We start from the raw sequence: 23,378 nt of genomic DNA, 5'->3' as shown, positions 1-23,378 counted from the left end.
CCGTCTCATCGTCGGCGATGACGTGAGGGCGGCTCGTCAGGCCGTCACCGTGAAGGCGGCGACGTGCACCACGTCGAGGTGCCGGAACTCGAAGAAGAGGCGGTACGTGCCCGCCGAGGGCACCTGCACCGAGAACGCCACCACCGAGCTCGGCCGGCTCGCCGCCGCGGGGTGGACGTGCAGGTAGGCCAGGTCGCCGTGGCGCAACGCGACCAGGTGCCCGTACGCGCCCAGGTGCGGTTGCAGGTCGTTCACCGGGCGGCCGTCGCGGCCCAGCCACACCAGGACCTGGTTCGCCTCCCCCGGGCGCAGGCCGCCGTCGAGGGTGACGGTGTACCCGTCGACGACGATGGTCTCCTGCGGCTGCTCCGGTGGCCTCGGCGCGTACCGGCCGGGCACCGCGACGTCCACCCCGAGCGTCACCTGTCGCGACGCGCCGACCGGCCAGAAATCGGCGATCGCCCGCAACGGGCCGGCCGCCGCCGGGGTGACCGCCGCCCGCCAGGTGCCGTCGGCGTCCAGCTCCGGGTGCACGTGCTGGTAGCCGGTCAGGTCCCGTGACACCAGCACGAGGTGCATCAGCCGCTCGTGGATCGGCTGGAAGGCAGTCACCGGCACGCCCGCCGCGTCGGTGATCCGGAACGCCAGCTCCCCCGCCCGGCCGGCGGCCAGGGCGGCGGTGTCCAGGGCGAGCGTGAAGCCGTCCCGGGACACCTGCAACCCGGCCGGTTCGTGGTCGGGGTGCCCGACCGCGCCGGGCGTCGCCGACCGGAGTGTGGCGGGCGACCCGCCGAACCGGCCCGCCGCGAAGCCCAGCGCGAGGGTGAGGGCGAGGATCAGCCCCGCCGCGACGACCCGGGCGATCCGGCCGGTGGGCGGGCCCGCCGGTGGCCGATCCTCCGCGCCACCCTGGTGGGGATGCCCCTGCGGGGGCGTCTCCACCAGGGGCAGCCCGCGTTGGGTCGTGGTCACGGCAGCCGGGGCCGGAGGACGAAGAGCCCCTGCTCGATGCCGCTGACCACGACGATCCCGCTGGGGAAGTACGGGTAGGTGCTCCACGCCCCGTTCATCGAGCTGCTGTTGCTCGACGGGTAGATGTCGAAGTAACCGGCCTCGCTCGCCCGGCCGTTGGGCACCTCGGTCAGGTCCAGGATGCGCAGCCCCGCCCGGTAGTTGGCCTGGTAGCTGTACCTGCCCTTGACGTACTGGTTGTGGTCGGTGGCCATCACCCCGGCGGGCGCGCTGTAGGTGCCGATGTGCCGGGGCGCGTCGAGGTCGGCCAGGTCCCACAGGTACGTCTGGGTGTTCACGCCGCGCCGGGACTCGTCCAGCTCGTCGTCGAGCAGGAAGTACCGCTGGTCCCCGGTGAACCACCCCTGATGGGTGTACGCCCGCCCGGTGTAGCCGATGCGGGAGAGCTGCCGGGGCGCCGACTTGGTGGTCACGTCCACCACCGTGACGGTGTCCTCGTTGGAGCTCACGCAGATCTCCCGGCCCGTGTAGGCGGTGTCCGGGCCCCGGTACACCACGCACTGGGTGTCGTGGGTGTACCCGTCGTTGCTGACGCAGCCGGCCGAGGCCGGCGACTTCGGGGTACGAATGTCGATCATGTGCAGCCCGCCGCTGCACGTGTTCGTGCCGACCGCGTACGCGAACCCGGTCTCCTCGTTGATGGCGATGTTGTGCGAGTTGCCGAACTGGCCGTACCGCGCGTCCGCCGTCCAGGTCTGCGGGGCGGTGACGCCGCGTAGCCGGGTCAGGTCGAACACCTGCATCCCGTGGCCCGACACGTCGGCCACCACGTACGCGTGGTCGCGGTAGACCTTGATGTCGCGCCAGACCGCGGTGCGGTTCTGGTACGCGGGGAGGTTACCCAGGTAGACCGGGGCCGTCGGGTTGGACACGTCGACGAACGAGGTGCCGTTGCGCCGCCCCACCAGCGCGTACTCCCGGCCGGTCAGGCTGTCGGTCCAGCCCCAGATGTCGTTGGCCTGGCTGCCGCCGATGTCGGCCAGCGGCAGGAACGACAACAGGTCGACGTTGCGGCACGGGTAGCCGGCGGCCTGACCGCCGGTGCAGGTCGCCGCCGCAACGGCCGTCAGCCGCTGGGTCGGCTCCCGCTGCGCCATGAACTCCTGGGCCGAGGCGCGCCCGGCCGGGGTGTCCGGCGAATGCGCGACGAGGGGTTGGCCTGACCCGAGCAGCGACGCCGCGAGAGCGCCGACCGCCAGGGCGGCCCCGATCCGGACGACTCGCATGGGCGTCTCCCTACCGTCGTGGTGAATTATCGAGAAGCATGGATTCGCCTGGCGGTCGGGGGCAAGGTCGCGCGGTGATACCGGACGGGTCATACCGCCGCCGGTACGCCGAGGGGCCCGGCGCGACGCGCCGGGCCCCTCGGACTGCGTCCGCGAGCTAGCTGTCGCCGCCCGTCTCGCCGACCGGAGCCGCGTTGACGTCGTCGATGGCGTACTTCTTCGCCGCCTCGGCCGGGACCCTGGCCGGCACCGCGCCCCGCAGGGCGAGCTGCCGCAGCGTCGCGACCGCGACCGACTCGGCGTCGACGTGGAAGTGCCGGCGCAGCGCGTGCCGGGTGTCGGACATGCCGAACCCGTCCGTGCCGAGCGAGGTGTAGTCGCCCGGTACCCAGCGGGCGATCAGGTCCGGTACCGCGCGCATCCAGTCGCTGACCGCGACCTTCGGCCCGTCGGCGTCGGCCAGCTTCTGCTGGATGTACGGGACCCGCTGCTCCGCGCCCGGGTTGAGCAGGTTGTGCTCCTCGCACTCCACCGCGTCGCGGCGCAGCTCGGTCCAGGAGGTCACCGACCACACGTCAGCGGCCACCCCCCAGTCCTGGGCGAGCAACTGCTGCGCCTTGAGCGCCCACTGCATGCCGGTGCCGGAGGCCAGGATGTTCGCCTTCGGGGCGTCACCGTCGACCTTCGGTGCGGGGGAGTAGCGGTAGATGCCCCGCAGCAGCCCCTCGACGTCCACGCCGGCCGGCTCGGCCGGCTGGTGGATCGGCTCGTTGTAGACGGTCAGGTAGTAGAAGATGTTCTCCGGCCGCTCGCCGTACATCCGGTGCAGGCCGTTCTCCATGATGTGCGCCAGCTCGAACGCGAACGCCGCGTCGTAGGCGACCACCGCCGGGTTCGTGGCGGCGAGCAGCAGCGAGTGGCCGTCCTCGTGCTGGAGGCCCTCGCCGTTGAGCGTGGTGCGCCCGGCGGTCGCGCCGAGCACGAAGCCCCGCGCCATCTGGTCGGCTGCCGCCCAGAACCCGTCGCCGGTGCGCTGGAAACCGAACATCGAGTAGAAGATGTACAGCGGGATCATCGGCTCGCCGTGCGTGGCGTACGCGGTGCCGGCGGCGGTGAACGAGGCCACGGAACCGGCCTCGTTGATCCCCTCGTGCAGGATCTGCCCGGTCGTCGACTCCTTGTACGACAGGAACAGCTCCCGGTCGACCGAGGTGTACCGCTGGCCGTGCGGCGAGTAGATCTTCTGCGTCGGGAACAGCGAGTCCATGCCGAAGGTGCGGGCCTCGTCCGGGATGATCGGCACCCAGCGCTTGCCGAACTCCTTGTCCTTCATCACGTCCTTGAGCAGGCGGACGAAGGCCATCGTGGTGGCCACCTTCTGCTTGCCCGAGCCGCGCTTGACGTCGGCGAACCGCTCGCTGCCCGGGATCGCCAGCGCCCTGCCGGCGGTCCGCCGCGACGGCAGGTACCCGCCGAGCTGCTCCCGGCGCTCCCGCAGGTACGCGACCTCCTCCGACTTCTCGCCAGGGGTGAAGTACGGCGGGAGGTACGGGTTCTCCTCCAGCGTCTTGTCCGAGATGTCCAGGTACAGCCGGTCGCGGAACAGCTTCAGGTCGTCCAGCGTCAGCTTTTTCATCTGGTGCGTGGCGTTGCGGCCCTCGAAGTGCGAGCCGAGCGTCCAGCCCTTGATCGTCTTGGCCAGGATGACCGTCGGCTGGCCGGTGTGCTCCATCGCCGCCTTGTACGCCGCGTAGAGCTTGCGGTAGTCGTGCCCGCCCCGCTTGAGGTTCCAGATCTCGTCGTCGGTGAGCCCCTCGACCATCTTTCGGGTGCGCGGGTCGCGGCCGAAGAAGTGCTCCCGCACGTACGCCCCGGACTCCGCCTTGTAGGTCTGGTAGTCACCGTCGGGCGTGGTGTTCATGAGGTTGACCAGCGCGCCGTCGGTGTCGGCGGCGAGCAGCGGGTCCCACTCCCGGCCCCAGACCACCTTGATGACGTTCCAGCCGGCGCCCCGGAAGAACGCCTCCAGCTCCTGCATGATCTTGCCGTTGCCCCGGACCGGCCCGTCGAGCCGCTGGAGGTTGCAGTTGATCACGAAGGTGAGGTTGTCCAGCTCCTCGCGGGCGGCCACGCCGATGGCGCCGAGCGACTCGACCTCGTCCATCTCGCCGTCGCCGAGGAACGCCCAGACGTGCTGCTGTGAGGTGTCCTTGATGCCCCGGTGGTGCAGGTACCGGTTGAACCGGGCCTGGTAGATCGCGTTCAGCGGGCCGAGGCCCATCGAGACGGTCGGGAATTCCCAGAAGTCCGGCATCAGCCGCGGGTGCGGGTACGACGGCAGCCCGCCGCCCGGGTGGGACAGCTCCTGGCGGAACCCGTCGAGCTGGTTCTCGCTCAGCCGCCCCTCCAGGAACGCCCGCGCGTACATGCCGGGGGAGGCGTGGCCCTGGTAGAAGATGTGATCGCCGCCGCCCGGATGGTCCTTGCCCCGGAAGAAGTGGTTGAAGCCCACCTCGTAGAGCGACGCGGAGCTGGCGAACGTGGAGATGTGCCCGCCGACGCCGATCTCGGGGCGCTGCGCGCGGTGCACCAGCATCGCCGCGTTCCACCGGATGTACGCCCGGATCCGCCGCTCGATGTGCTCGTCACCGGGGAACCACGGTTCGCGCTCCGGCGGGATGGTGTTGATGTAGTCGGTGGTGGTCAGCGACGGCACCCCGACCTGGCGCTCCCGCGCGCGCTCCAGCAGGCGCAGCATCACGTACCGGGCGCGTTTGGTTCCGCGCTCGTCGATGACACCGTCCAGCGACTCGACCCATTCGCCGGTCTCTTCGGGGTCGATGTCCGGAAGCTGGCTCGGCAGACCGGCGGTGATCACCGGGCGCTTGCGTTCCGTGGCCACAGGCGTTCCCTCGGGTGTGTGTGGGATAGGTCTCTAGAGGTTCATCCTGCCTTCTACCGATGCTTTTCGTCACGCCTGGCTCCCCCAGACGCGACGCTCAACACAGGTACCCGCCGGTAACTTCTGGCGGGCTTGCGGTGGCCTACTACCGTCGACCCATGACGATGCTGCGAGCCGTGGCGAGCGCACTCGTGCTGGCCGGAGCGCTCACCCTCCTGCTGTCGGTCCTCGGCCTCGCCGGGGGCGAACTCGACAAGGCCCCGGCGGGGCTGCTCGGCCTGGCCCTGCTCGCGGTGGGCCTGGTGCTGTTCAGCCGCACGGGCGGGCGGCGGGCCCGGTACGGCTACGCCACCCCCACCGGGGACCCCACCGCACCCTACGGCCCCGGGGCGTACGGTGCGGGCCAGCCCCGCCCCGACCCGAACGCCGGCGACGTCGGCTTCGGCTGGCCCGGAAACCAGAGCACCGGCTGACACCCGCAGCGGCCCCGCCGGCCCCTGGACCGCCGTCCGGCGGGCGCGCGCCTGCGGCAGAATGCGCCGTATGCGTACCGAGGTGATCACCGTCCAGACCGGCAGCCGGCCCACCGTCCGGGACATCACCGCCGAGGCGGAACGCTTCGTCTCCGGCGCCGGCGACGGCCTGCTGCACGTCTTCGTGCCGCACGCCACCGCCGGCCTTGCCGTCATCGAGACCGGTGCCGGCTCCGACGACGACCTGCTCCGGGCGCTGGACGACCTGCTGCCCACCGACGACCGCTGGCGGCACCGGCACGGCTCGCCCGGGCACGGGCGCGACCACGTGCTACCCGCCCTCGTGCCCCCGTACGCGACCCTGCCGGTGGTCGGCGGGCGGCTCGCGCTCGGCACCTGGCAGTCGATCTGCCTGGTCGACACCAACGGCGACAACCCCACCCGCAAGGTCCGCTTCTCGTTCCTGCCCGGCTGACCGGCTACGGGCGCACGGTCTCCGCGTCCACCGTCTGCCGGCCCAGGTCCGCGTCGGCCCCGGGGGCGGTGCCGCGCGCCGTCGCGGCCGGTGCCGGCGGCCGGTCGTACGTCTGGTGCAGGCCCGGCACCCGGTCCTCGATCACGAACGTCGCCCGGGTGTACGCCGGGGCGTCCGGCCGGCTCACGTACGGCACCACGTCGAAGTCGGCCGCCAACTGAGCCGGGGTGATCGTGGTGCGGACGTACCCCCGGAGGCTGTTCTGGAAGCGCAGGTGCGGGTTGAACCCGAACCACGGGTGGGAGCCCGTCACCGAGTCCGCGCCGTCCCCGCCCGAGGTGATCGACGAACACACCAGCTCGCTGCCGACCGTGCGGGACGTCGGGTCGGCGTAGTCGAGCAACAGGTCGCTGGCCCAGTGGGCGTGCACGTCCCCGGTGAGCACCACCGGGTTGCGCACCCCGGCGGCCAGCCAACCCCGGGTGATCCGGTCGCGGGAGGCGACGTACCCGTCCCAGGCGTCCATGCTGGTGACCGTGAGCGGCCCGGAGTTGTTGTCCCGCTGGGCGAAGAAGACCTGCTGGCCGAGGATGTCCCAGCGCGCGTCGGAGCGGCGGAACCCGTCGAGCAGCCACGCCTCCTGTTCCGCCCCGGTGATGGACCGGGCGGGGTCGGCCGCGGCGGCGCAGTCCTTGTACCCGTCGCCGCACGCCTGGTCGTCGCGGTACTGCCGGGTGTCGAGCATGTGGAACGTGGCCAGCCGGCCCCAGCGCACCCGCCGGTACAACTGCATGTCGACGCCGCGCGGCAGCGAGGTCCGCCGCAGCGGCATGTTCTCGTAGTACGCCTGGAACGCCGCCGCCCGCCGGGCCGGGAAGTCCGGGTCCGGGGCCTCGGGCACCTCGTCGGCCCAGTTGTTCTCCACCTCGTGGTCGTCGAAGACCACCACCCAGGGGGCCACCGCGTGCGCCGCCTGAAGATCCGCGTCGGTCTTGTACTGGGCGTGCCGCTGCCGGTAGTTCGCCAGCGTCCGGGTCTCCGGGCCCTCGTGGTCGCGCGGGTTCCCGCCCGGGACGGTGTACGTGCCCTTCTCGTACTCGTACTGGTAGTCGCCGAGGTGCAGGATCAACTCCGGCTCGGTCTCGGCCAGCCGCCGGTACGCGGTGAAGTATCCGTGCTCGTACTGCGAGCAGGAGGCGAAGCCCATGGCCAGGGTCGACGGCAGGCTCCACGGGGCGGGCGCGGTGCGGGTACGCCCGACCGGGGACGCGTAGCCCTCGGCCCGGAACCGGTAGAAGTACTCCCGGCCGGGCAGCAGCCCGCCCAGCTCCACGTGCACGCTGTGCGCCGACTCCGGGCGGGCCTGCGCCACCCCGCGCCGCACCACGTGCCGGAACCCCTCGTCGGCGGCGACCTCCCAGGTCACGGCCACCGGCCGCGACGGCACGCCACCGAGGCCGTCCTCGGCCAGCGGCTGCGGGGCCAGCCGGGTCCACAGCACGAAACCCTCGTGGTCGGGGTCGCCGGAGGCCACCCCGAGGGTGAACGGGTCCTGCCGCAGCGGGCGGGCCGCGGCCGCGCCGGCCGCCATGGGCAGCCCGGCCACCGCGCCGACCGCGCCGATCGTCGCGCCGGAGAGCAGGATCGTACGTCGGGACAATGCCATGATTTCCTCCCCAGAGTCCGTCTTCGTCGACTCCGGGGAGCCTCCCGGCCGTCGATGGCCGCCAGGTGAAAGGAAGGGCCCCTTGTTATCGCTTTTTGTCTAACAAGGGCCCCCTGTTAACCACCGCTGGGCGGCGCGGGCGGGACCGGTGGGGGGTGCCGGCGGGTGGAGCCAGGGCGAGAAGGGAACCCTTCCCTACCGCAGGCGTCAAGAAGGGGCCCTTCCTTGCGGGCGGCCGTTCCGACCTCGCCGGGGACGCCGTACGCCGGATCATGCACGTCGCCTCGGCCATCCGGCACCATCAGGACGCCGAGGTGGCCGAGCTGGGGCTCACCCCGGCCGTCGCCGGGGCGCTGCCCGAGCTGGACCCCGATCGCCCGCTGCCGACCCGTGACCTGGCCGAACAGCTACGCTGCGACCGCTCCAACGTCACCGCCCTGGTCGACAAGCTGGAGCAGGCGGGCCTCGTGGAGCGCCAGGGCGACCCGACCGACCGCAGGCAGAAGACGCTCGTGGTCACCGAGGCCGGTCGGCGGATGCGCGACCGCCTCCAGTGGGTGATGTCGGACTCCCGACTCCTCGACGGCTCACCGACGCCGAGCTGGCCGCCCTGCGTGAGCTGCTGTGGAAGGTCTCCGACGGCGGCTGCGCCGAGGAGCGGGCCGCGCGGTGAACCGTCCCGGGTGGACCGTGTCTGAGTGGGCGACCGGCCGCCGCGTCGGTAATGCTGTCGGACGTGACCACCCCGCAAGATCTCGACGACCGGTTCCGGGAGGCCCTCGCCGGGCTCGCCGCCGCGCCCCGGCGACGTGACCCGGCTGAACGGGTCCGCGACGGCGTGCCGCTGACCGGCGCGCAACTGCTGGACATCTTCGACGCCCAGGTCACCAGCCGGCAGTTGGACCTCGCCGGGCGGTGGCTGCGCAGCTTCGGCGAGGGCTTCTACACCATCGGCTCCGCCGGCCACGAGGGCAACGCCGCAGTCGCCGCCGCGCTGCGCCCCGGCGATCCGGCCCTGCTGCACTACCGCTCAGGCGCGTTCTACTGCCTCCGCGCCGCCCAGGTCGCCGGGGAGGCGGCCTTTCCGGCGGCGGGGGAGGCTGCCTCCCCTGCGACGCAGGGGGAGAGTGCCCGGTCCGGTGCGGCGGGGGAGGCCGGGGACACCGCAGATCCCGACGGCCCGGCTCCCGGTGACCCGACTCCCGCCCGTCCGACCCCCGAGCGCCCGACTGCCGGCGACCCCGACAGCGGAGAGCAAAACGGCGGCGCGGACCGGGCCGACAGCGCCGGCTGGTCCGGCCTGGCCGCGCCGGCCGCCGGCCCCGCCGGTTGGTTGGGCCACAGCGCGGAGAACCCGACCGCCGCGCCCGGACCGGCGGGGGACGCCACAGACGGTACGACCGTCGGCGCGACCGAGAGCGCGGCGGCCGAAGCCCCGGCGGCGAGCCGGATCGGCGAGGCCGGCCCTGCCGGTGAGGTCGGCCGGATCGGTGCGGCCGATCGGGAGGACGCGTACGCCGGGGCGGCCCGGGACGTGCTGCGCGGGATGGTCGCCTCGGCCCGGGAGCCGATCGCCGGGGGCCGGCACAAGGTCTTCGGCCGGGCCGACCTCGCGATAATCCCCACCACCTCCACCATCGCCTCGCACCTGCCCCGGGCGGTCGGCGCGGGGCTGGCCCTGGAGCGGCTGCGCCGCCGTGACCCGGCCGGGCGGCGTGCCGGGGCGGACCCGCTCGGCGACGTCGGGCAGCCGCCCCGCTCGCCGTGGCCGCCGGACGCGATCGTGGTCTGCTCGTTCGGCGACGCCTCGGTCAACCATGCCAGCGCCACCGCCGCGTTCAACACCGCCGGCTGGTACGACCACACCGGGCTGCGTATCCCGGTGCTCTTCGTCTGCGAGGACAACGGGCTCGGCATCAGCGTCCGGTCCCCGGAGGGCTGGGTGGAGGCGACGTTGCGGGCCAAGCCCGGCATCCGCTACTTCTCCGCCGACGGCACCGACCCGTTGCGGGCGTACGAGGCGGCGGTGGAGGCGGCGGGCTGGGTGCGCCGGCACCGGCGGCCGGCCGTGCTGCACCTGACCACCGTGCGGCTGATGGGGCACGCCGGGGCGGACGCGGAGACGGCGTACCGCAGCTCCGGCGAGATCGCCGCGGACCTGGACCGCGACCCGCTGCTGGCGACCGCCCGGCTGCTCGTGGAGGCGGGCGTCGCCACGACCGAGGAACTGCTGGCCCGGTACGACGAGCGTGGCTGGCAGGTACGCCGGATCGCCGAGGAGGCGCTCGGTGAACCGAAACTCGCCTCCGCGGCCGAGGTGGTCGCCGAGATCGCGCCCCGCCGCCCGGCCCGGGTGGCCCGCGCGGTTGCCGACGCGGCGGCCCGGGCCGGCGGGCCCGGCGCGGCGGCCCGCGCGGAGGCGTTCGGCGGCCGGTTGCCCGAGGCGGCCGGCCCGCTCACCCTGGCGCAGAGCATCAACGCCGCTCTCGCCGACGGCATGCTCGATCACCCGGGGATGGTGGTGTTCGGCGAGGACGTCGCCGTCAGGGGCGGGGTGTACGGGGTGACGAAGGGGCTGCGCGACCGGTACGGCGCGGCTCGGGTGTTCGACACGCTGCTCGACGAGACGTCGATCCTGGGGCTCGGGCTGGGTGCCGGGCTGGCCGGGCTGCTGCCCGTGCCGGAGATCCAGTACCTGGCGTACCTGCACAACGCCGAGGACCAGTTGCGCGGCGAGGCGGCGACGATGCGATTCTTCTCCTCGGGTGCGTTCCGCAACCCGATGGTGGTGCGGGTCCCCGGGCTGGCGTACCAGGAGGGCTTCGGCGGGCACTTCCACAACGACAACTCCCTGGCCGTGCTGCGGGACGTGCCCGGTCTGGTGATCGCGGTGCCGGCGCGGCCGGACGACGCCGCGCCGATGCTGCGTACCTGCCTGGCCAGCGCGGCGGTGGACGGCAGCGTCTGCGTGCTGGTGGAGCCGATCGCGCTGTACCACACCCGCGACCTGTACGCCGAGGGCGACGGGGAGTGGGTGGCCGACTACGCCGAGCCGGGCGCGTGGGCCGGTGGGCACGCGCCGGTCGGGCGGGCCCGGGTGTACGGCGTCGGCACCGCCGAGGACGTCACGATCGTCACTTTCGGTAACGGGGTGCCGATGTCGCTGCGCGCCGCCGCCACCCTGGCCGACGAGGGGGTCGGCAGCCGCGTGGTCGACCTGCGCTGGATCGCGCCGTTGCCGGTCGCGGACATCGTCCGGGAAGCCTCGGCGACCGGCCGGGTGCTGGTCGTGGACGAGACGCGCCGCTCCGGCGGGGTCGGCGAGGGGGTGATCGCGGCACTGGTCGACGGCGGGTACGTCGGTGCGGCGCGTCGGGTGGCCGGTGTCGACTCGTTTGTACCATTAGGTCCGGCGGCGCGTCAGGTGCTGGTCACCGAGGATGCCATCACCCAGGGTGCCCGTACGCTGCTGGCACGGTAAATTCCGTTCCACCCGGTGCGCCACTTGCGCGGTGGGCCGCGAGTGTGTGGACTTTGCCTGACGGCGTCGCAGCGATGCCGCGAGCAGGGACAAGATGAGGAGGCACGCGACAGTGAGCGCGACCGCTGGTCAGGCCGCCGACGGGGTACGCAGCCTGGCGGACCGGTTCGGTATCGAGCCGGGGATGGTCGTCATGGAGATGGGGTACGACGAGGACGTCGACCAGGATCTCCGGGACGCCCTGACCGACCGCTGTGGAGAGCTGGTCGACGAGGACACCGACGAGGTGGTCGACGCGGTGCTGGTCTGGTACCGAGACGGCGACGGTGACCTCTTCGAGTTGCTCGTCGACGCCCTCGGCCCGCTGGCCGACAACGGCGTCGTGTGGCTGCTGACGCCCAAGGCCGGGCGGGAGGGCCACGTCGAGCCGAGCGAGGTCGCGGAGTCCGCGCCCACCGCTGGCCTCCAACAGACGTCCACGGTCAACGCCGGCCGGGACTGGAGCGGCGCCCGCCTCGTGCTGCGTCGGGGTGCCAAGGGCAAGAAGTAGACCGGCTGGCCCCGCGCGTGGGGCCGGCCACCTGGCGGCCTTGGCCGTCGGGTGTGGCAGTCTGGTGCCACCTCCAAAATCGACTCAAGGAGCTCGCATGCCGATCGAGGTTGGCGCCGAAGCGCCGGACTTCGTGCTCAAGGACCAGAACAACCAGGAGGTCCGGCTGTCGGACTTCCGTGGCAAGCGCACCGTGCTGCTGGTCTTCTACCCGCTCGCCTTCACCGGCATCTGCCAGGGCGAGCTCTGCGAGGTGCGGGACAACCTCAACGAGTATGTCAACGACGACGTTCAGGTGCTCACCGTGAGCGTGGACTCGGTCTACGCCCACAAGATCTGGGCCGAGAAGGAGGGTTACCAGTTCCCGCTGCTGGCCGACTTCTGGCCGCACGGCGCGGTCGCCCAGGCGTACGGCGTCTTCAACGACGTCGCGGGCATCGCCAACCGGGGCACGTTCGTGATCGACAAGGCCGGCGTCGTCCGGTTCGCCGAGATGAACATGCCGGGCGAGGCGCGCGACCAGCAGGGCTGGCGCAAGGCGCTGGCCGACGCCGTCGCCGCCTGATCCCACCACGGGCACACCGGCGCGTCGGGCCGGAGCCGGCAGGGTAAGCTTGCCGGACTCCGGCCCGCCGTGCGGGCGTTCGGGGCGCGTAGCTCAGTGGGAGAGCACTCGCCTTACAAGCGAGGGGTCGCAGGTTCGAAACCTGCCGCGCCCACACTCTGGACAGCATCTTGCGTCGTCTCAGGACATGCTGGCGCAGGCGATGAGGCGGCCTCACCTGCGCCGCCGGTCGCGATCAGCTCACTGTTCGTGGCGGGATGAGCGCGGCAACTCATGCTCCGCCGGCGGCTGGCCAGCATCCTCGTAACCATGACTCCTCGTCGTTGTTTCAGGTTGGCGATCACTGCCCTTCTGCTCTTCACGGCCGGTGCCTGCGGATCGGATGAACCGCGAGGTCAGGTGACTACGAGATCCCGTGGCCTTCCTGACCGACGAGGTGGGGCGGTGACCGGTCCCCCTCGGAGGACCTGGCCCGGTGTGGTGTGACTGCCCGGCGCTTGGGTGGCCGGGGAGACAGTCAGCGCCCTCGCTGGCGCCCCGCTGGGTGTCACCCGGCGTCGCCGAGCAATCCGCGCAGGACGCCGCGTACGGTCGCTTCGAAGAGGTCGCGCTGCGCCGGCGGTGCCTGCGGCGCGGTGAGGGCGGCGACCAGGTTCGGGAACGCCGCCAGGTCGATCCCGTCGAAGCGGGCCGGCGGGCCGGCGGACTCGCTGCGCGCGAAGAGCGACACCACGCCGGTGGTCATGGCGATCGCCTCGAACTTGGCGGTGGTCGCGGCCGGCACCGGCCGCAGGACCCCCAGGCAGTGGTCGAAGAAGGCCAGGCTCTCCGGGCCGAAGGCGGTCGGCCGGGGCAGGATCTCCACCAGCCACGGGTGCCTGCGGTGCAGGTCCAGTTGCCGGCGGGCGATCCGCAGCATCGCGTCCAGCCAGTCGCCGGTGGACTCCGGGTACGGGCGCAGTTCTCCCGCCGCCCGGTCGGCCATCAGGTCGAGCAGGTCGTCGCGGGAGGTCAGGTAGCGGTAGAGCGATCCGGCGCCGGTGTCGAGCGCCGTGGCGACCGCCCGCATCGAGACCGCGCCGATGCCGTCGGCGTCCGCTACCGCGATCGCCGCAGCCACGATCTCGTCCCGGGTGTGCGTCGGTGCCGGGCCTCGCGTGCCCCGGGCCGGGCGGGACCAGATCGACGGCCGCACTGGTTCGGCGGGTGAGGTCACCGCTACACTTTAAACTGCGAACGACGTTCGCGGTTTAAGGGAGGGTGACGTGGAACAGAGTTGGACCGTGCAACGGGTACCCGCAGCCGACGGGGCCGAGATCGTGCTCCACTCCATCGGTGCCGGGCCGGGGATCGTCGTCGTCCACGGCGGCGGTGTCACCATCGAGATCTACCGACGCCTGGCCACCCGGCTGGCCGACCGCTTCACCGTGCACCTCTACAACCGCCGTGGTCGGGCCGACGCGGCCGCCCGCGCCGAGCCCTACGACGGCGAGCAGGACATCGACGATCTCGCGGCGCTACTGACCCACACCGGGGCCCGCAACGTCATCGGCCACAGCGGCGGCGGCTTCATCGCCCTGCGCGCCGCCGCGCGGCGGCTGCCGATCGGCCGGCTCGCCCTCTACGACGCGGCGGTCCAGGTCGACGGCCTGTTCCCGGCCGCGTGGCTGCCGGCCGCACGGGACGCGGCGCGGGCCTGCGACCTCGCCCGTGCCATGGCCCTTACCGGTGCCGGCCTCAACACCCAGTCGGCCACGTCGCGCCTGCCGCTGGGCCTACAGGTCGCCATGTGCCGGCTGTTCATCCGTACGCCCATCGGCCGCACCATGGGCGAACTGCTGCCCATCACTCTCGACGAGACCACGCTGATCCTCCGCCACGACGGTCCGCCGGAGCAGTGGGCCGGCGTTGACGCCGAGGTGCTGCTGGCCTGCGGCGCCGCCGGGCCGCCCTACTACCGGCCGACCAACGAGGCTCTGGCGGGGGTCCTGCCGCACGCCCGCACCCTGGTGGTTCCGCGCGCGGCTCACGACGCGCTCAACCGTGCCCCGCGCCACCTGGTCGACGCGCTCGCCGAGTTCTTCACCGCCTCGGTCGCCTCGGAGCGGGCCGGCTCGTAGGGCGGGCTGGCTCAGACGGGCAGCCGCAGTGTCTCGGCGAGGCGGGCGATCTCGGGCGCGGGCCGGGCGGAGCGGCGTACCAGGATGCGCAGGGCATCTCGGGCGGCCGGGCGATGGCGCACCTCGGACGGTGCGGTCCGATCGGCGAGCAGCAGCGCCCGCCCCGCCTCGGGCAGTTCACCCAGGCGTACGCACCGGCAGGCCACGTCGATCAGATGAGCCGCCCGGCGCTCCATGGGAAGCCGTTGGAAGGCGACGCTGCCAACCACCTGCCGATGGAGGGCGAGCGCGTAGGCGTGGTCGTCTAGGTCGAGTGCGGTGGTGATCCGGGTCAGGCTGACCGCGACCGGACCGAAGGTCGCCCAGTGCTGACTCCGGTCCTCGCCCATCAGGGTGGCGGCCTCGTCGGCCCGATCGAGGAAGCGACGGACGGTGTCCTGGTCCCCACAGCCGGCCGCGCCTGTCGCGGCCTGGAGCAGAAGGGCTCCGTAGCCGGGAAGATGCTCGGGCGGCGTGCCCGGGGGGTCCGGCGGGGCGAGCCGGGTCGCGATGGCGTCCGCCACCTCCATGCTGTGCCGGTGGCGTCCCAGGGAGTGCAGCACGCGGGCAAACTGGCTGGCGGCCAACGCGGCGAGTGACTCGTCGCCGGCATCTTGGCAGATCGTGAGGGCCCGGTCGGCGGCGAGCCAGGCCATGCCCGTCTCGCCCACCTTGCCGAGCAGCGCCGAGGTGAGCTGGTGGACCTGCCCGAGCAGGTGGTGCGTCCGTGCGTTGTTCGGACGTGCGACCCGGGCCAACTGGGTGTCGTGCAGCAGGCCGGGCAGGATCCGCAGGAGTTGCCGGTAGTCGGCGTGCTGGTACGCCAGCCAGGCGTGCTCGACGCTGCGATCCAGTTCGGCTTCGACCCTGGGCGGGCGGGTGCAATCGGGGCGGGCCATGGTTGCGTCATGCCGGAACATTGCCGTCCGGAGTGCGTCGAGGTCACGGTCGGAGAGTGGTCCGCCTTCTGCCGCGCCTGACCCGGAGGACGCCGGCTCGGTGCCGATCAGGAACTGGACGTCGATCCGGAGGACACCGGCGATCTCCTGGAGGTTGGAGAGCTTGTCCAGTCGGCGTACGCCCCGCTCGACCTTGTCCACCCAGCTCTTTGACTTGCCCAACGTGTCGGCGAGCGCCTGCTGCGACATTCTGCGCCGGGTCCGCCAGTATGCGATCCGGCGGCCCACGGGCAGCTCATCCACGGCACCGGTACCCGTGCTGCTGCCGCGTCAGCCGGGGCGCCCGATGGTAGGCGAGCGGCACGAGTCGGGTCGGCCCGTCGTACCATCGGTGCCGCCCGCCCTCCGGGGTGCCGCGTTGGCGTTCGGCCTCATTTAGGATCAGCCGCTGCGCCGCCCGGAACTCCGCTTCCTGGCCGGCCTGGCCGATGTCGAGACCGTGACCCCGGCTTGAGTCCCTCCGCGACTGGCCACTCAGAATCTTCCAGACCCGGATTATCGTCGGGCCCACGCGGAATTTCTGGCCGTCTGGTGTTGACCTCATGAAGCTCCTTATGGCTGCGGCGATGACGGGGAATCCCGGCGACAGGGATGCCGATCGTCGGACTTCTCATCTAGAGGATCTCGTGCGGCTTTCGTCAGTCAGCGTCCGTCGTGGCGGCTGGCCAGCCCAGGCAATGGCGGTGCAAGATGAGAGCAAACTGATGCAATCGATGAGTTGAGGTCGCGGTGGTGGAGGCTCCCCGGTGGACAGGCCGCCGTGCCTGCCTGCTCCAGCGAGCGGCGGGGATGACGAACGAGGGATTCGCGGGCTGGCTCGGGATCGCTGTCAGGACCGTCGCCTACTGGCACAGCCGCCCGGATACGGTGCCCGGGAAATTCAATCAGGAGATCCTGACTGCTGCCCTGAATCGGGTATCCGAAGTGGTCCGGGACGGTTTCCTCCGTGAATCCGTCGACGCCGTCGAGAAATCCGACGCCCCATCGTCCGCCGGAACTGCTGTTGTTGACATCGTGAGCGATGCCACGGAATCCGTGGCTGATGACCCGCTACTGACTCTTGGGCCAGCCATCGACGAATCTATCGAGTCATTACAGGAGGAGATGATCCTGCTCGCGGGCTCCGGCGGGATGGCCGCGTTCGATGTGTTCACGAGCGCGCGTCACCTGCGGAACGAGGCCCGGAAGCTGGCCGAACGCACGCGGCGGCCGGGGGATCTGGCCGACCTGTACGCGATCGTCGGACAGGGGACGGCGCTGATGGCGTCCACCGCGTTCGACCTCGGGCACTGGAACGAGTCGGCGGCGCTTGCCCGGGCTTCCACGCAGTACGCGGACCTAGCCGGACACGCCTCGCTCAAGGCGTGGACCTACGGCCTGCGAATGACGTTGGCGAACTGGCGCAACGAACCGGATGCCGCACTGGCCTACTTCGCCCGAGCGATGCGAGCCGCCCCCGAAGGAGAGCCGAGACTCCGTCTGCGGTACATCGCCTCCCGGTCCCACGCCCTGCTGGCCGATGCCGGCTCTGTCGCGCGGGTGCTGGACGCGGCGCAGCGCGACCGTGAGGTGGCCGCATCGTCGCCCGACGGCCTGAGCCGGCTGGTCGGTGGTGAGTTCGCATTCGGTGATGCCCGTGCGGCGGCCTGCGCGGCGGCGGCATGGCTGGACCTGGGCAACGGCGAGCAGGCGGCGAGGTATGCCCACGAAGCACTGCGGCTACACGAAGCCGTGCCTGCGCCCCGGCAGCCGTACTCCCAGATCAACGGGGCCCAGATCGACGTGGCCACCGCGTATCTGCACATGGGCGACCGGGATGCCGCAGCCGATGCGCTGCGAAGTGTGCTCGATCTGCCGGCGCAGAAGCGGAACGTCTCCTTGACCGGTCGGCTGGCGAATGCCGGCCGGCTGCTGGCCACGGAACCGTGGGCCACTGACCCGGAGGCGCAGCGGCTGGCCGAGCACATCTCTGTCTGGCTGGCCGAAACGTCAGCCCGTCCGCTTTCCTGACGCTTCCCAGACGGTCAGCACGCGTTGCTCCTTGTCCCGGCTGAGCCCGATCTCGACGGCCCGATCATGGATACGCGTTTCGCCAGCCTCCGTCAGCCACCGCCAGGTGCCGGCCACGGTCTCGCTCAGCGGTCGATAGAGCAAGCCGGCCTGGCGCGCGCGGGTCGCGTCGACCCGCCACACGCCCTCGTAGGCGCGCCACAGGGGCAGCTCGGACCATTGCCGCACGCCTTGGCCGAGAAGCACGTCGTCCGGCACCCATTCGAACGAGGCCGCTGCCCCGGTGACGTCCGCGCAGGCGGCAAGCAACTCCCCGAACGTGGCCGCCCCGACCGGGGCGCAGACGTTCAAGGCATCAGAGATCCCGTCGGCCACGGTGCGCAGGGTGAACGCGGCCAGGTCGCGCACGTCGACCGGCTGAATCGGGCGGTCCGGCGAGCCGGGGGCGAGGACTTGGCCACCGGCGGCTACGCGGCGAAGCCACCAGGGCAGACGGCCGACGTACTCGCGAGGCCCGAGCACCACACCGGGGCGCAGAATCGTCGTCCGGTCGGGCCCGAACGCGGCGACTGCCGCCGCCTCACAGCCGGACTTCTGGTAGCCGTACCGCGTCGGCCCGTCCTCCGTGTCGGTGCCGTGGTTCGGGCCCGCATCGGGCGGACAGGGGAGCACCGCAGAGTCCTCACTGAGCGGCTTTCGGGGCCAGTCGCGGTAGACGCTCACCGTCGACACGAAGACGTACCGGTCGGCGACTGGGGCCAGCGCACGCGCCACGTGGAGCGTGTTCCTCGGTACGTAGCCGGAGGTGTCCACCACGGCGTCCCACGGCCCGGTGCCGGTCAGGGCGGCGACGTCGGCCGGCTTCGTCCGGTCGCCCTGGACGGTGCGTACGCCCTTAAGGTCAGTCCCGGCCGAGGTGCCCCGGTGGAACGTAGTCACTTCCCAGCCGGCGTCGAGAGCTGCGGTGACGATCGCGTGGCCTACGAACCAGGTCCCGCCGAGTACCAACAGGCGCATGCACCAAGCATGCCGGCCGCTGGGGAGGACGGCGGCCCGTCGTCGTCTCAGTTCTTTGCGGTCAGCGTCCCGGGGGCGGACCTTGATGCTGTCGAGGTCCGTCGACACCGACGCGAGGTCGCCGTGGTCGACGCCCAGCCCCCGGACGGCGGCTGAGGCGAGCGCCTCCGCCCGGCCGGTCACCACGTCCTCGGCGTCCTCCGCAGGGGCCCGGACGACGCAGCGGAAGGTGAACGCGACCAGGGAACGCTCGTAGGTCACCGTGCCCTCCTCGGTGAACCGCGCCGCGAACACGTCGTGCTCGTCGGCCCGGGCGAGCAGCGCGGCCCGCTGCCCGGCATCGAGCGGCGCGAACTTGCCGCGCACGATAACCTGATACGCCTTGCCCGTCATTCCTGATGCTTTCCGATCGGTGGACGAAGTCACGGCCTCGTCGGACGGCGGCTCCACCCTCATCGTGCCGCGCCCCGGCGTACGGCAAGCGGTTTACGCCCCGCCGCCACGACGGCGCGGGCCGCCGGGGGTGACCGGCGGCCCGCCGTGACCGGGTCAGTTCGCGCAGACCGCGTACGCGCGCACCTTCCAGTTGCCGCTGACCCGTCCTCGTCCTTTATCGCGCGGACGGTCACCGTGGTCGAGGAGGTGGCCCGCATTTCGGTCAGGCTCACCTGGCCGTCGCCGCCGAGGATCTCGCCGCCCACCCGTGCACCCGGGTGCCGGGCGGGCAGGTGGCCACCACCGACTGGACGACGGCGGAGCTGTAGGCGCTGTCGTCGACGACGCGCTGCTCGCCGGGCAGCGGGTCGGCGCAGATGGCGGTGGCGTCGAGCCACCAGGTGCCGGCGAAGCCGTTGTCCTCGGCGCCGGCCACCACGACGCTGTTCTGCTGGATGCGCAGGTCCTCCAGGATCACCTCGCTGTTCGACGCCCCGACGACGGCGCCGCCGGCCCCGATGGCGTGCTTGCCGGCGGGGCAGGACTTCTCGAACCAGTTGGACGTGCCGAGGCTGGGGGCCGAGCTGCCGGAGACGGTGGCCAGGCCGCTGGGGGCTGGCCGAGCACGAGCGCGCTTCAGCGCCGCCCCGCCCACGGCGGCCGTGCGACGCGTCCAGCGGCTCTGGTTCGATCCCTCTCGCATGTGTCTGACCCCTCTTCGCTCGGCGCGGCGGGTGGTCCGGCCGAGGGTTGGTGCGCTGACACCGGTGGGAAAAGCGGGTGGCCGGGATGCCAACAGAAAACTCCGGAGAAGTTTCCGGGCCGGAATGTCGTACCGCTGGGGTTGGATCGGAAGCGGGAGGGTCGGGCGGAGCCGGAGGTGCGCCGGGTGAGCTACGCGGAGGTCAACGGCCTGCGGCTGTGGCACGAGGTGCGCGGCTCGGGCGGCCCGTTGGTGCTGCTGCACGGCGGGTACGGCACGGCGGAGTCGTTCGCCCCGCTGCTGCCGGCGTTCGCCGGCCGCCGGCGGGTGGTGACGGTCGACCTCCAGGGGCACGGCCGCACCGCCGACGTCGACCGCCCCCTGCGGTTCGAGTCGATGGCCGACGACGTCGCCGCGCTGATCCGCCACCTGGGCCTCGGCGAGGCCGACGTGCTGGGCTATTCGCTGGGCGGCGGGGTGGCGCTGCGGGTGGCGATCCAGCACCCCGCGCTGGTGCGCCGCCTCGTGGTGGTTTCCGCGCCGTGCCGCCGCGGCGGGTGGTATCCGGAGGTGCTGGCCGCGATGGCGGCCCAGGACGCGGCGACGGGGGAGCGGATGCGGGGCACCCCGCCGCACGAGCTGTACGCCCGGATCGCCCCCCGCCCGCAGGACTGGCCGGCGCTGTGGGCGAAGACGGGGGAGCTGCTGCGTCGCGACTACGACTGGTCGGCGCAGGTGGCCGCCCTGGCCAACCCGACCCTGCTGGTCTTCGCCGACGCCGACTCGGTTCCGACCGGCCACGTGGCGGAGTTCTTCGGGCTGCTCGGCGGCGGCCACCGCGACGCCGGCTGGGACGGCGCCGGCCGCCCCGCGTCCCGGCTGGCCGTCCTGCCGGGGCTGACCCACTACGAGATGCTCGACTCGCCGGCGCTGCCTGCCGCCGTGCTGCCGTTCCTCACCGCCCCGGCGCGCCCTCCGCAGTGACGCCCGCCGCCGCACCGTCGGCCGCTGCGCCGGCCGGGGTCGCCAGCGCGGCGGCCGGGGCGGAGGGGGCGGGCGCGGCGACGTAGTGCAGGAGGACCAGGCCGCTGTCGAACGCCCGCGTGCCGGTCAGGGCGAACCGGTGTGCCTCGAAGCCCCGGGCGGCCAGCGGGATACCGCTGCCGGCCACGATCGGGTGCAGCTTCACCACGAGTTCGTCCACCTCGGGCAGCAGCTGGCCGGCGAGGTTCCCGCCGCCGCAGAGCCAGATGTCGCCGCCGGGCCGCCCCTTCAGCTCGCGGACGAAGGCCACCGGGTCGCCGGCGAAGACCTCCAGCCCGGGGGCGGTCGACGGGGGCAGCGACCGGGAGAAGACGTACTGCCGCAGGTGGGCGTACGGGCTGGCGATGCCGGCGCGCAGCGCCGGTTCATAGGTGGCGCGGCCCATCAGCACCGTGTCGAAGCGCCCGGTGGGCCGGTCGATGCCGAGCTGCGGGTGGCTGAACGTGGGGAAGGCCTGCGGCCATCCGGCGGCGAGGTGGGCGGTCACGTCCGGCTCCACGGGGAAGAAGTCGTACGACCCGTCGGGGGCGGCGATGAAGCCGTCGAGGGTGCTGGCCACGTAGTACACGAGCTTGCGCAAGGAGACTCCCATCAACCACTACTGTTGTCGTGGTTGGAAGGTACTACACCTGTCGTGGTTGTTGCTACCGTGTTCACCATGGCCCGGAACCCGCAACGACGCGCCCTGCTCGCCGACGCCGGGCTGCGCGTGCTCGCCACCGCCGGTGCGCGGGGGCTCACCCACCGCGCCGTCGACGCCGAGGCGGGGGTGCCCACCGGCACCGCCTCCAACTACTTCCCCACCCGCGAGGCGCTGCTCGGCGCGCTCGGCGAGCGGGTCTTCGAGCGGTACGCCCCCGACGAGGCCGTCCTCGCCCGGCTCGCCGCCCGCGCACCGTCGATCGACCTCACCACCGACTACGTCCGCTACATCGTCGAGCGGACCACCCGCGAGCCGTACGTCACCCGGGCGCTGATCGAGCTGCGGCTGGAGGCGGCCCGCCACCCCGAGTTGGGCCGGGGCCTGGCCGAGGTGCTCCGCCGGGGGTACGCCGACGACGTCGCGTTCCACGCCGCAGCCGGGCTACCGGGTGGCCCGTTCGAGATCGCTCTGCTGCACTATGCGGTGGACGGGTTGCTGCTCGACCTGCTCACCACCTCGATCGACGCCGGCTTCGACGTCGACGCGGTGGTTTCGGCCCTGGTGTCCCGCCTCGTCGGCGGTGCCGCCCCGCGACCTGGTGCCCCGGGGCCGGCGTCGCGCGGCTGACGGCGTCCTGTCCCGAGGAGTCGCCGTGTCGCTCGCCCTGGCCCCGATGACCGCCGAACCCCTCGCCCGCACCGCCCGAGGTGGTACGTGTGTCCCCGCGGCCAGCGGGAAACCCACCCGGAACGCATCCTGCGGGGAGGAGCGAGGCGCATGAGGGACCGCACCGGACCGACCATCGGCGTGCTGGGCTCGTACGGCGGCCGCAACCTCGGCGACGAGGCGATCCTGACCGGCCTCCTGGCCGACCTGCGCTCGCACGAGCCGTACGCGCGGATCATCGTCTTCTCCCGCAACCCGGCGCACACCGCCCAGGCCCACCCTGACGTCGAGGCCGTGCCGTGGGAGGGGGTGAGCCGGGTCGACTCGGCCGAGGTGCTGGCCGAGTTGGACCTGCTGATCCTCGGTGGCGGCGGCATCCTCTACGACCGGGAGGCCCGCCGCTACCTGCGCGTGGTCCGGGTCGCCCAGGAGCGGGGGCTGCCCCTGCTCACGTACGCGGTCGGGGTGGGTCCGCTCAACGACGGGGTGGACACCGGCATGGTGCGGGAAACCCTGGCCGGTGCCGTCGAGGTCACGGTGCGGGACCAGGAGTCCCGGATGGTGCTGGAGGAGTCCGGGCTGATCAACCCGATCACGGTGACCGCCGACCCCGCGTTCCTGCTGGAGCCGCAGGAGTTCCCCGAGCACCTCCTGCGGGAGGAGGGCGTGCCGGCCGGCAGGCGGCTGGTCGGGCTCAGCGTACGGGAGCCGGGTCGGGCCGCCGAACGGCTCGACGTCGACGGCTACCACCGACTGATCGCCCAGATCGCCGACTTCCTGATCCACCGGATCGACGCGTACGTGCTGTTCGTACCGATGGAACGCGACGACATCCGGCACTCGCACGGCGTCATGTCGCACATGATCGCCGCCGAGCGGGGCCGCATCCTGCACGGCGACTACTCACCCCGGCAGGTGCTGGGGCTGATGAGGCACTTCGACCTCGCCGTCGGCATGCGGCTGCACTTCCTGATCTTCTCGGCGATGGTCGGCACCCCGTTCCTGCCCCTGCCGTACGCCGGAAAGGTCTTCGACCTCGCCCAGCGGCTCGGCGTGCCCGCGCTGCGCGGCGTCGAACGCGAGGTCGAGGGGCCGTTGCTGGCCGAGGTCGACCGGCTGTGGGACGAGCGGGACGCGCGCGCCGCGGAGACCGCGCGTCGGGTGGCCGAGGTCTGTGACCAGGCCCGGGGCACCTCCCAGGTCGCCGGCGGGGTGCTGGCGAGCCTGCGCTCGCGAACCCTGACCCGCGCCACCGTGGCCTGACCCGTTCCGCCTGGTGCCGTTGGGGCCGGCGATCGACACCAGGCCCGCGGCATCAGGGTGTCCGCGTGCCGAGGACCCGCCATGTCGGCGGTATCGCGCGGTCGCCACC

General features: G+C 72.5%; 19 protein-coding genes, 1 tRNA gene and 2 pseudogenes. 12 read left to right on the top strand and 10 right to left on the bottom strand.

The window, feature by feature from the left end; translation table 11 throughout:
- Positions 1-36 precede the first annotated feature (36 nt).
- The 3 genes from MCAG_RS07375 to aceE all read right to left on the bottom strand — a co-directional run bounded on the left by MCAG_RS07375 (position 37) and on the right by aceE (position 5,160).
- Entirely contained in the window at positions 37-972 is a 936-nt protein-coding gene (locus tag MCAG_RS07375) for a hypothetical protein (RefSeq protein WP_198141516.1), read from the bottom strand.
- Positions 969-2,258: a choice-of-anchor B family protein gene (locus MCAG_RS07370; RefSeq protein ID WP_036372719.1), complete on the bottom strand. Its 1,290-nt coding sequence runs from the start codon at positions 2,256-2,258 to the stop codon at positions 969-971. Before MCAG_RS07370 ends, MCAG_RS07375 begins: the two co-directional genes overlap by 4 nt.
- 157 nt (positions 2,259-2,415) lie before the next feature.
- Positions 2,416-5,160, bottom strand: coding sequence for a pyruvate dehydrogenase (acetyl-transferring), homodimeric type (aceE, locus tag MCAG_RS07365; RefSeq protein WP_007072334.1), 2,745 nt, complete (start codon positions 5,158-5,160; stop codon positions 2,416-2,418).
- Positions 5,161-5,318: 158 nt separating this feature from the next.
- Here aceE and MCAG_RS07360 point away from each other — a divergent pair, with 158 nt between their 5' ends.
- Together MCAG_RS07360 and MCAG_RS07355 are read left to right on the top strand one after the other, a co-directional pair.
- The gene (locus MCAG_RS07360) at positions 5,319-5,633 is read left to right on the top strand and encodes a hypothetical protein (RefSeq protein WP_036372716.1); all 315 of its coding nucleotides are present in this window, start codon (positions 5,319-5,321) and stop codon (positions 5,631-5,633) included.
- Between the two features lie 70 nt (positions 5,634-5,703).
- Entirely contained in the window at positions 5,704-6,108 is a 405-nt protein-coding gene (locus MCAG_RS07355) for a secondary thiamine-phosphate synthase enzyme YjbQ (protein ID WP_036372713.1), read from the top strand.
- 4 nt (positions 6,109-6,112) lie between these two features.
- Here MCAG_RS07355 and MCAG_RS07350 read toward each other — a convergent pair whose 3' ends face one another.
- Positions 6,113-7,774 (bottom strand): alkaline phosphatase, encoded by a 1,662-nt coding sequence (locus MCAG_RS07350; protein ID WP_036372710.1) that lies wholly within the window; start codon positions 7,772-7,774, stop codon positions 6,113-6,115.
- A gap of 272 nt (positions 7,775-8,046) precedes the next feature.
- Here MCAG_RS07350 and MCAG_RS07345 point away from each other — a divergent pair.
- The 5 genes and pseudogenes from MCAG_RS07345 to MCAG_RS07325 all read left to right on the top strand — a co-directional run bounded on the left by MCAG_RS07345 (position 8,047) and on the right by MCAG_RS07325 (position 12,524).
- Positions 8,047-8,447 (top strand): annotated as a pseudogene (locus tag MCAG_RS07345) (MarR family winged helix-turn-helix transcriptional regulator).
- Between the two features lie 51 nt (positions 8,448-8,498).
- Positions 8,499-11,255: a thiamine pyrophosphate-dependent enzyme gene (locus MCAG_RS07340; protein ID WP_007072329.1), complete on the top strand. Its 2,757-nt coding sequence runs from the start codon at positions 8,499-8,501 to the stop codon at positions 11,253-11,255.
- A gap of 112 nt (positions 11,256-11,367) precedes the next feature.
- On the top strand, positions 11,368-11,805 hold the full coding sequence (locus tag MCAG_RS07335) for a DUF3052 domain-containing protein (RefSeq protein ID WP_007072328.1): 438 nt from the start codon (positions 11,368-11,370) through the stop codon (positions 11,803-11,805).
- A 97-nt stretch (positions 11,806-11,902) separates the two neighbouring features.
- Entirely contained in the window at positions 11,903-12,370 is a 468-nt protein-coding gene (locus MCAG_RS07330; RefSeq protein ID WP_007072327.1) for a peroxiredoxin, read from the top strand.
- Positions 12,371-12,452: 82 nt separating this feature from the next.
- A tRNA-Val gene (locus MCAG_RS07325) sits at positions 12,453-12,524 on the top strand.
- Positions 12,525-12,917: 393 nt separating this feature from the next.
- Here the strand turns inward: MCAG_RS07325 and MCAG_RS07320 are convergent.
- Positions 12,918-13,586, bottom strand: coding sequence for a TetR/AcrR family transcriptional regulator (locus MCAG_RS07320; RefSeq protein WP_007072326.1), 669 nt, complete (start codon positions 13,584-13,586; stop codon positions 12,918-12,920).
- Between the two features lie 49 nt (positions 13,587-13,635).
- Between MCAG_RS07320 and MCAG_RS07315 the strand changes: the two genes are divergently transcribed.
- A complete protein-coding gene (locus MCAG_RS07315) occupies positions 13,636-14,490 on the top strand; it encodes an alpha/beta fold hydrolase (RefSeq protein ID WP_007072325.1) in 855 nt (284 codons plus the stop codon).
- Between the two features lie 11 nt (positions 14,491-14,501).
- Here the strand turns inward: MCAG_RS07315 and MCAG_RS07310 are convergent, their stop codons facing one another.
- Positions 14,502-15,731 (bottom strand): helix-turn-helix domain-containing protein, encoded by a 1,230-nt coding sequence (locus MCAG_RS07310; protein ID WP_007072324.1) that lies wholly within the window; start codon positions 15,729-15,731, stop codon positions 14,502-14,504.
- 546 nt (positions 15,732-16,277) lie between these two features.
- Here MCAG_RS07310 and MCAG_RS07295 point away from each other — a divergent pair.
- Positions 16,278-17,498: a hypothetical protein gene (locus MCAG_RS07295; protein ID WP_232290105.1), complete on the top strand. Its 1,221-nt coding sequence runs from the start codon at positions 16,278-16,280 to the stop codon at positions 17,496-17,498.
- On the opposite strand, the gene MCAG_RS07290 is transcribed toward MCAG_RS07295, so the two are convergent.
- From MCAG_RS07290 to MCAG_RS07285, 3 genes and pseudogenes are all read right to left on the bottom strand, one after another.
- Entirely contained in the window at positions 17,478-18,515 is a 1,038-nt protein-coding gene (locus MCAG_RS07290; protein ID WP_007072322.1) for an NAD-dependent epimerase/dehydratase family protein, read from the bottom strand. The two genes, MCAG_RS07295 and MCAG_RS07290, sit on opposite strands and share 21 nt — an antisense overlap.
- Before the next feature lie 78 nt (positions 18,516-18,593).
- A pseudogene (locus MCAG_RS34525) lies at positions 18,594-18,908 on the bottom strand (DUF6204 family protein); the annotation flags it as partial.
- A 271-nt stretch (positions 18,909-19,179) separates the two neighbouring features.
- Positions 19,180-19,653 (bottom strand): hypothetical protein, encoded by a 474-nt coding sequence (locus MCAG_RS07285; RefSeq protein ID WP_157547934.1) that lies wholly within the window; start codon positions 19,651-19,653, stop codon positions 19,180-19,182.
- Positions 19,654-19,839: 186 nt separating this feature from the next.
- Between MCAG_RS07285 and MCAG_RS07280 the strand changes: the two genes are divergently transcribed.
- On the top strand, positions 19,840-20,637 hold the full coding sequence (locus MCAG_RS07280; protein ID WP_036372701.1) for an alpha/beta fold hydrolase: 798 nt from the start codon (positions 19,840-19,842) through the stop codon (positions 20,635-20,637).
- Here the strand turns inward: MCAG_RS07280 and MCAG_RS07275 are convergent.
- A complete protein-coding gene (locus tag MCAG_RS07275; RefSeq protein ID WP_007072320.1) occupies positions 20,609-21,289 on the bottom strand; it encodes a dihydrofolate reductase family protein in 681 nt (226 codons plus the stop codon). The genes MCAG_RS07280 and MCAG_RS07275 overlap by 29 nt on opposite strands.
- 66 nt (positions 21,290-21,355) lie before the next feature.
- On the opposite strand from MCAG_RS07275, the gene MCAG_RS35885 reads away from it, so the two are divergent.
- Together MCAG_RS35885 and MCAG_RS07265 are read left to right on the top strand one after the other, a co-directional pair.
- A complete protein-coding gene (locus MCAG_RS35885; protein WP_036376587.1) occupies positions 21,356-21,967 on the top strand; it encodes a TetR/AcrR family transcriptional regulator in 612 nt (203 codons plus the stop codon).
- Between the two features lie 150 nt (positions 21,968-22,117).
- On the top strand, positions 22,118-23,269 hold the full coding sequence (locus tag MCAG_RS07265) for a polysaccharide pyruvyl transferase family protein (RefSeq protein ID WP_007072318.1): 1,152 nt from the start codon (positions 22,118-22,120) through the stop codon (positions 23,267-23,269).
- The last annotated feature ends 109 nt before the right edge of the window (positions 23,270-23,378 follow it).

Origin of the sequence: Micromonospora sp. ATCC 39149 (genome assembly GCF_000158815.1) — a bacterium.
In the GTDB taxonomy this organism is placed as follows: Bacteria; Actinomycetota; Actinomycetes; order Mycobacteriales; family Micromonosporaceae; genus Micromonospora.
The sequence above is the reverse complement of the archived record's forward strand: the minus strand, read 5'-3'. Positions and strand labels throughout refer to the sequence as shown.

Excerpts from the sequence above, each read along its gene's own strand:
- MCAG_RS07355 (WP_036372713.1), top strand. The coding sequence starts at position 5,704 with ATGCGTACCGAGGTGATCACCGTCCAGACCGGCAGCCGGCCCACCGTC.
- MCAG_RS07295 (WP_232290105.1), top strand. The coding sequence starts at position 16,278 with ATGACGAACGAGGGATTCGCGGGCTGGCTCGGGATCGCTGTCAGGACC.
- MCAG_RS07290 (WP_007072322.1), bottom strand. The coding sequence starts at position 18,515 with ATGCGCCTGTTGGTACTCGGCGGGACCTGGTTCGTAGGCCACGCGATC.
- MCAG_RS35885 (WP_036376587.1), top strand. The coding sequence starts at position 21,356 with ATGGCCCGGAACCCGCAACGACGCGCCCTGCTCGCCGACGCCGGGCTG.
- MCAG_RS07285 (WP_157547934.1), bottom strand. The coding sequence starts at position 19,653 with ATGCGAGAGGGATCGAACCAGAGCCGCTGGACGCGTCGCACGGCCGCC.
- MCAG_RS07330 (WP_007072327.1), top strand. The coding sequence starts at position 11,903 with ATGCCGATCGAGGTTGGCGCCGAAGCGCCGGACTTCGTGCTCAAGGAC.
- MCAG_RS07360 (WP_036372716.1), top strand. The coding sequence starts at position 5,319 with ATGACGATGCTGCGAGCCGTGGCGAGCGCACTCGTGCTGGCCGGAGCG.
- MCAG_RS07275 (WP_007072320.1), bottom strand. The coding sequence starts at position 21,289 with ATGGGAGTCTCCTTGCGCAAGCTCGTGTACTACGTGGCCAGCACCCTC.
- MCAG_RS07265 (WP_007072318.1), top strand. The coding sequence starts at position 22,118 with ATGAGGGACCGCACCGGACCGACCATCGGCGTGCTGGGCTCGTACGGC.
- MCAG_RS07340 (WP_007072329.1), top strand. The coding sequence starts at position 8,499 with ATGCTGTCGGACGTGACCACCCCGCAAGATCTCGACGACCGGTTCCGG.
- MCAG_RS07370 (WP_036372719.1), bottom strand. The coding sequence starts at position 2,258 with ATGCGAGTCGTCCGGATCGGGGCCGCCCTGGCGGTCGGCGCTCTCGCG.
- MCAG_RS07350 (WP_036372710.1), bottom strand. The coding sequence starts at position 7,774 with ATGGCATTGTCCCGACGTACGATCCTGCTCTCCGGCGCGACGATCGGC.